This is a genomic window from Agromyces binzhouensis, from assembly GCF_004135055.1.
GTDB lineage: Bacteria > Actinomycetota > Actinomycetes > Actinomycetales > Microbacteriaceae > Agromyces > Agromyces binzhouensis.
Genome location: NZ_SDPL01000157.1, coordinates 1 through 6,723, shown reverse-complemented (window position 1 = coordinate 6,723; position 6,723 = coordinate 1). Strand labels below are relative to the sequence as shown.

General features: G+C 70.1%; 6 protein-coding genes and 1 pseudogene. 5 read left to right on the top strand and 2 right to left on the bottom strand.

Features of this window, described 5'->3' with window-relative positions; genetic code table 11:
• Positions 1–519: pseudogene (locus tag ESO86_RS09275) on the bottom strand (hypothetical protein); the annotation flags it as partial.
• Between the two features lie 120 nt (positions 520–639).
• On the opposite strand from ESO86_RS09275, the gene ESO86_RS09270 reads away from it, so the two are divergent.
• The 4 genes from ESO86_RS09270 to ESO86_RS09255 are packed head-to-tail and all read left to right on the top strand — an operon-like array spanning position 640 to position 4,694.
• Positions 640–1,743: a polyamine ABC transporter substrate-binding protein gene (locus ESO86_RS09270; RefSeq protein WP_129234637.1), complete on the top strand. Its 1,104-nt coding sequence runs from the start codon at positions 640–642 to the stop codon at positions 1,741–1,743.
• Positions 1,744–1,754: 11 nt separating this feature from the next.
• Positions 1,755–2,657 (top strand): ABC transporter permease, encoded by a 903-nt coding sequence (locus ESO86_RS09265; protein ID WP_207207079.1) that lies wholly within the window; start codon positions 1,755–1,757, stop codon positions 2,655–2,657.
• Complete coding sequence (locus ESO86_RS09260; protein ID WP_207207078.1) at positions 2,650–3,513, top strand: ABC transporter permease; 864 nt, start codon at positions 2,650–2,652, stop codon at positions 3,511–3,513. Before ESO86_RS09265 ends, ESO86_RS09260 begins: the two co-directional genes overlap by 8 nt.
• Positions 3,510–4,694, top strand: a complete 1,185-nt coding sequence (locus ESO86_RS09255) for an ABC transporter ATP-binding protein (protein ID WP_129234636.1) — start codon at positions 3,510–3,512, stop codon at positions 4,692–4,694. The genes ESO86_RS09260 and ESO86_RS09255 overlap by 4 nt, the downstream gene beginning before the upstream one ends.
• On the opposite strand, the gene ESO86_RS09250 is transcribed toward ESO86_RS09255, so the two are convergent.
• Positions 4,676–5,284: a TetR/AcrR family transcriptional regulator gene (locus ESO86_RS09250; protein ID WP_129234635.1), complete on the bottom strand. Its 609-nt coding sequence runs from the start codon at positions 5,282–5,284 to the stop codon at positions 4,676–4,678. The two genes, ESO86_RS09255 and ESO86_RS09250, sit on opposite strands and share 19 nt — an antisense overlap.
• A gap of 118 nt (positions 5,285–5,402) precedes the next feature.
• On the opposite strand from ESO86_RS09250, the gene ESO86_RS09245 reads away from it, so the two are divergent.
• The coding region (locus ESO86_RS09245) for a glycosyltransferase (RefSeq protein ID WP_242492296.1) at positions 5,403–6,723 on the top strand (1,321 nt) is incomplete at its 3' end.

Below are 6,723 nucleotides of genomic sequence, written 5' to 3'. Positions count from 1 at the left end.
CGCGCCGAGCGCGTCGTGCAGTCGCGCGACCGTCGCGCCGAGCACCGCGGGGAACACGGGCTCGGGGCCGGTGCCGGCGAGCAGCGCCTCCACGTCGTCGACCGCCCAGTCCCAGCCGTCCTGCGCGCCCGGGAGGTACTCGGTGACGATCGCGAGCGCCGAGGTGCCGAGCGACGGATGCCGCCAGTCCACCCGGCCCGCATACCCGGCGACGTCCGTCGATCCCGCCCCGGCGAGGCGTTCGAGCAGGTGCGCCGCCCGGTCGGCCGCGGCCCAGCGGCCCACGACCTTGACGACGAGGCGCTCGTCGACGATCACCGACGTGTTGGTCTGGTCGACCGCGATCGCCCGCTCCGGGGCATCCGTCGGCACGCTCGGATCGACGAGGCGAGCCAGCGCGCGCGCGATGCCGTCGCCGGCCGCGGGGCGGGCGTCGTCGAAGGCCACGGTGTCGTCGGGCGCGACGGACAGCGCGCGGCCGGCGATCTCGGGCCGCTCGCCGCTGAGCAACGAGTTCATTGAATCCGGATTGTAACAACTGTGCAAAACACGCTCTAGAGCGTCCGGAAAACCATTGCGGTTTCTTGATGCCCGGTGCAACAATTCCTCAACCTTTCCGACGTCCCCAGGAGGTACCTCATGCCCACCATGCGTCGCGTCTCCATCGCAGCGGCCGGAACCGCTGCATTCGTGCTCGCCCTCACGTCCTGCGCCGGCGGCGACAGCGGCGACGGATCCGACATCGACCGCACCGCCGACATCTCGGAGCAGACGCTCACCGTCTCGATCTGGGCCGACTACTACCCCGAGGACCTCGCCGAGCAGTTCGAGGAGGCCACGGGCGTGAAGACCACGATCGTGAACCACGCCACGAACGAGGACGTCGTCGCCAAGCTCACCGCGAGCTCCGACCCCGGCATCGACGTCGCGTTCGTGTCGGGCCAGTACGCGCAGGCGCTCGCCGAGCAGGGGCTGCTCCAGGAGCTCGACAAGGAGCTCGTCCCGAACGAGTCGAACCTCTACCCCGAGGCCATGGAGCTCGCCTACGACCCGGGCAACGTCTACTCCGAGCCGTACGCGTGGGGCACCACGGGCCTCTGCTACCGGCCCGACCTCACGGGCTTCGACCCGACGTCGTGGAACGACCTGCTCAACCCGGTCGACGAGCTCGTCGGCAAGACCACGATGCTCTCGACCGACCGCTGGCTCGCACTGCCCGCGCTGAAGGCGGCCGGGTACTCGGTGAACACGACTGACGACGCCGAGCTCGACGACGCCAAGGCGCAGCTGCTCGAGACCAAGTCGACCCTCCTCGCCTACGACGACACGACCTTCTACTCGAAGCTCGTCTCGGGCGAGGCCGCCATGGTCGAGGCGTGGGACGGCTGGTGCAACTACGGCATCGCCGAGAACCCCGACATCGAGTTCGTCGTGCCCGACGAGGGCGCCGACCTCTGGGTCGACACCATGACCGTGCTGAAGAGCTCCGAGAACAAGGAGGCCGCGATGGCCTTCATCAACTACATCCTCGACCCCGAGGTGCAGACGTGGGTCGTCGAGAACATCCTCTACAAGGTGCCGAACCAGGTCGCCATGGAAGCCCTCGACCCGACGCTGATCGAGGCGTACCCGACGCTCGGCATCACGGTCGACGAGCTCTTCGAGCAGGAGGTGATCGTCGACCTCGGCGAGGACTCGCTGAAGTACGTCGACCTGAACGCGGAAGTCCTCGCGACCAACTGACCCGGAGCGCCGTGACCACCACGACCCCGCAGGCGACCCCCGCCGTGCGCGCGCAGCGCGTGCGGCGGGGGCTCGCCGCCGCGCCGTTCCTCGCGCCCGGCATGCTCTTCCTGATCGTCTTCATGGCGATCCCGGTCGGGCTGCTCGCGTTCTACACGTTCTTCAAGCGCGGCCGGTTCGGCGGCCTGGTGTTCGAGTTCACCCTCGACAACTGGGCGAAGCTCGCCGAACCGCTCTACGTCGGCGTCATCCTGCAGTCGATCGGGCTCGCGCTCGTCGTGACCCTGCTCGCGCTGCTCCTCGGCTACCCGATGGCGTACGCGATCGCCGGGCTCTCGCCCAAGTGGCGGACCGTGGCCCTCGTCGCCGTCGTGCTGCCGTTCTGGACCAACTTCCTGATCCGCACGTACGCCTGGATCCTGCTGCTCAACAACGCCGGGTTCGTGAACCAGTGGCTGCAGGCGCTCGGGCTCACCGATGAGCCGATCTCGATGCTCTACACGCCGCAGGCCATCGTCGTGGGGCTCCTCTACATGTACCTGCCGCTCATGGTGCTCCCGCTCTACGCGTCGCTGCAGCAGCTCGACCCCTCGCTCCGCGAGGCGGCGACGAACCTCGGCGCCTCGCCGTGGCGCGCGTTCCGCACGGTCACGCTGCCGCTGTCGCTGCCAGGTGCGCTCACGGGGTGCATCTTCGTCTTCGTCCCGGCGATGTCGAACTTCGTGATCCCGGAGCTCATCGGCGGCGGCAAGACGGTCATGGTCGGCAACCTCGTGCGCGACCAGTTCTACGAGGCCCGCGACTGGCCGTTCGGCGCGACGCTCGCGCTCGTGCTCACGATGCTGCTCGTCGTCGTGATCGTGATCCAGGCGGCGGTCTCGCGCCGCATCACGGAAGGACCGCGCCGTGGCTGAGGCGACCGCTCCCGCGACCGACCGAGTCGACGGGGCCGAGGCGACGGATGCCGCGCCCGCGCCGGGCACGCCCCGTGCGCGTCGCGGCCGGCGCCGCGGCATCCTCGTGCCCCTGTGGCTCGGGTACGTCTTCCTCTACCTGCCGATCCTCGTGGTCGTCGTGATGAGCTTCAACGAGTCGCGGAACCTCTTCGTGTGGACCGGGTTCTCGCTGCGCTGGTACCCCGAGCTGTTCGCCGACGGCGCGATGATGCAGGGCCTCGCGAACACGCTCATCGTCGCGACCGGCGCCACGCTCATCGCGACCGTGCTCGGGACGCTCCTCGCGTACGGCATCCACCACTACACGCGCGGCGGCCTCATCCGCGCGTTCGCGATCGCGCCGGCGATCCTGCCCGACCTGCTGCTCGGCATCGGGCTGCTGACGTTCTTCTCGCTGCTGAGCTTCACGCTCGGGCTGCACTCGGTGATCCTCGCGCACGGCGTGTTCGCGACCGCCTTCGTGACCGCGATCGTGCTGGCCCGGATGGCGAACCTCGACCCCAGCCTCGAGGAGGCGTCGCGCGACCTCGGCATGGGTCCCGCGAAGACGTTCGTGCGGATCACGCTCCCGCAGCTCGCCCCGGGCATCGTCGCGGGCGCACTGCTGGCCTTCACCCTCTCGCTCGACGAGTTCGTGATCGCGTTCTTCACGACCGCGCCGACGCAGCCGACGCTCCCGATCGTCATCTACTCCATGGTGCGCTTCGGCGTCACGCCCGAGGTGAACGCCCTCGCCACCCTCCTGCTGCTCGTGAGCATCGTCGCGGTGATCTCGGCGCAGCGCCTCACCCGACTGACAGGAACCTCCCGATGACCGCCGAACCCCTGCTCCGTGTCGACGGCGTCCGCGCCGTGTACGGCGACACGGTCGCCCTGCACGACATCTCGCTCGACATCGCCGACAACGAGTTCTTCGCGCTGCTCGGCCCGTCGGGGTGCGGCAAGACCACCCTGCTGCGCTCGATCGCGGGCTTCGAGACGCCGGCCTCAGGGCGGATCACGGTCGACGGGATCGACCTGCTGCCGCTGCCGGCGCACCGGCGGCCGGTGAACATGATGTTCCAGAGCTACGCGCTCTTCCCGCACCTGTCGGTCGAGAAGAACATCGCCTACGGGCTCGAGGCCGAGGGCGTCGGTCGGGCCGAGATCCGCACGCGCGTGGGCGAGGTCATGGAGGTCGTCCGGCTCGGGCACCTCTCCAGGCGCCGGCCGTCGCAGCTCTCGGGCGGACAGCGGCAGCGCGTCGCGCTCGCGCGCGCGATCGTGAAGCGGCCGAAGCTCCTGCTCCTCGACGAGCCGCTGTCGGCGCTCGACCGCCAGGTGCGCGCGTCGATGCAGCTCGAGCTCAAGCGACTGCAGCACGAGGTCGGCCTCACCTTCGTCGTCGTCACGCACGACCAGGAGGAGGCCATGTCGATGGCCGACCGGATCGCGGTGCTCAACGAGGGTCGCCTCGAGCAGCTCGCGACCCCGCAGGAGCTCTACGCCGAGCCCGTCTCCCGTTTCGTCGCGGCGTTCATCGGCACGGCGAACCTGCTCGACGGCGACGCGACCGCCGACGGCGTGGCCGTGCCCGGCATGGGGCTCGTGCCGGCGTCGCACCCCCTCGCCGCAGGTTCGCCCGCGACTGCCGTCGTTCGACCGGAGGACGTCACGGTCGGCACCGAGGTGTCCGGAGGACTGCGCGGCACGGTCGTCGACACGTACTTCCTCGGCGGCGCGTCGACGATCTCGGTCGAGGTCCCGGGACTGCCGGCGCCGCTGCTGGCGAGCGTGCACGGCGCGACTCGCCTGGCGCGCGGCGCCGATGTCGGCGTGACGTTCGGGCGGGCGACGGCGGTGCCGCGCGACCCGTCCCAGCCGCCGTCGTTCGGCACCACCGTCCCGACCACCGCCATCACGGTGACGGATGCCGCGGACGTGCGCGACGCGGACGGGACGGCCGGCGCGCCCGAGGCATCCGCCTCGAACCGGTCTCAGGACGTCAGCGCGTGACCCGTCGCCAGTCGCGCGTACTCGCGCAGCAGCTCGGCCGCCGCGGCGCGGTCGAGCGTCGGGTGCTTGGCGACGATGCGGTAGCCGTAGGCGTCCTCGAGCGCGACGAGGTTGCGCGCGATCACGAGCGTCGGCTGCGCGAGCGCGAACAGCCCGCGCGCGGCGCCCTGCTCGAGCACGACCTGGTACATGCCGACCTGCCGGTCGTAGAGCGTGGTGAGCAGCGACGCCATGAGCGGGTTGCGGCCCGCCGACCCGCCGAGCTCGCAGAGCAGGCGCACCTCGGTGTCGTCGGAGCCGCTCGGCAGGCCCGAGTCGATGAGGGCGACCAGGCGCGCGACCGGGTCGTCGGGGAGGCCCTCGAGCATCCGGACGCGCCCCTCGTAGAAGCGCTCCATGCCGGCTCGGTTCGCCTCGAACATGAGCTCGTCGATGTCGGGGTAGTAGTACAGCACCGCGCCGGAGGTGAGCCCGGCCTCCTCCGCCACGCGGTTGAGGCGCGCGCCGTCGGGCCCGTGCAGCGCGATCGCGCGCTGCGCCGCGGCCACCAGCTGGCTCCGACGTTCCTCCTGCCGCTTGGGCCTCGCCATGGTGTTCCCTCCCGAGCGGACAGATTGTCTGCACTGCCACGCAATGTTAGCCCGGAATCTCCTCGAAATACAGGGTTTCCAGAGTGCTGAATTCTCTATAACCTGCTGCAAAGAATCGATGAACGGAGTCGCAATGTCCGACGCTCGCCGCACCTTCCTCTTCATGCCCGAGAGCGCCTACGGCCCGACCAACAACTGCATCGGCATCGCCAACGAATTGCTGAAGCAGGGGCACCGGGTGGTCTTCGCGGCCGAGCGATCGTGGCAGGGCAAGCTCACGGCCCTCGGCTTCGAGGAGGACCTGGTGGACCTCGCCCCGGTCGAGGAACCCGCCGACGGCGAGGAGATCGAGCAGGACGCCGGGCAGTTCTGGAAGGACTACATCAAGGAGGTCGCGCCGGAGTTCCGGAAGACGACCGCCGAGCAGCTCGAGACCGTGACGCTCCCCATCTGGGAGGAGCTCGTCAACGGCGCCAAGTTCTGCGAGCCCCAGCTGAAGGCGATCATCGATCGCGTGCGGCCCGACGTGATCATCGAGGACAACGTGCTGACGTTCCCCGCCCTCGTGACGGCGGGAGTCCCCTTCGTGCGCATCGTCAGCTGCAACCCGCTCGAGGTTCCGGGCGACGACATCGCGCCGGTGTTCTCGGGCCTCGGCAAGCGCGACCGCGAGGGCTGGGCCGCGTTCCGCGCCGAGTACGAGCGCACCCACCGCCCGCTCTGGGAGTCGTTCGACGCCTGGGTGCAGGAGCAGGGCGCCCCGCCGCTGCCCGACCTCGAGTTCATCCACCCGGGCGACGCGAACCTCTACGTCTTCCCCGAGGAACTCGACTACACCGACGAGCGCCCGCTCGACGAGACCTGGCACCGCCTCGACTCCTCGGTCCGCGAGACCGAGCAGGCGCCCGCCGACCTGCCCGCATCGTTCACCGACGGCAGCCGCCCGCTCGCCTACTTCAGCCTCGGCTCGCTCGGCTCGGCCGACGTCGACCTCATGAAGCGCGTCATCGCCGCGCTCGCCGAGCTGCCGATCAACGTGATCGTCTCGAAGGGACCGCTGCACGACGAGTTCGAGCTCGCCGAGAACATGTGGGGCGCGGAGTTCCTCCCGCAGACCAAGCTCCTGCCCCTCGCCGACCTCGTCATCACGCACGGCGGCAACAACACCACGACCGAGGCCATGCACTTCGGCAAGCCGATGATCCTGCTCCCGCTGTTCTGGGACCAGTACGACAACGCGCAGCGCGTCGACGAGCAGGGCTACGGCCGCCGCCTCGACACCTACGGCTTCACGCCCGACGAACTCCGCGCGGCCGTCACGGGGATCCTCGCCGACGACGAGCTCCGCGCCCGCGCCGAGGCGGCCGGCGTCGCCATCCGTTCGCGGCACGGCGTCGCGAAGGCCGCCGAGATCATCGCCGGCGTCGGGCTCCCGGTCG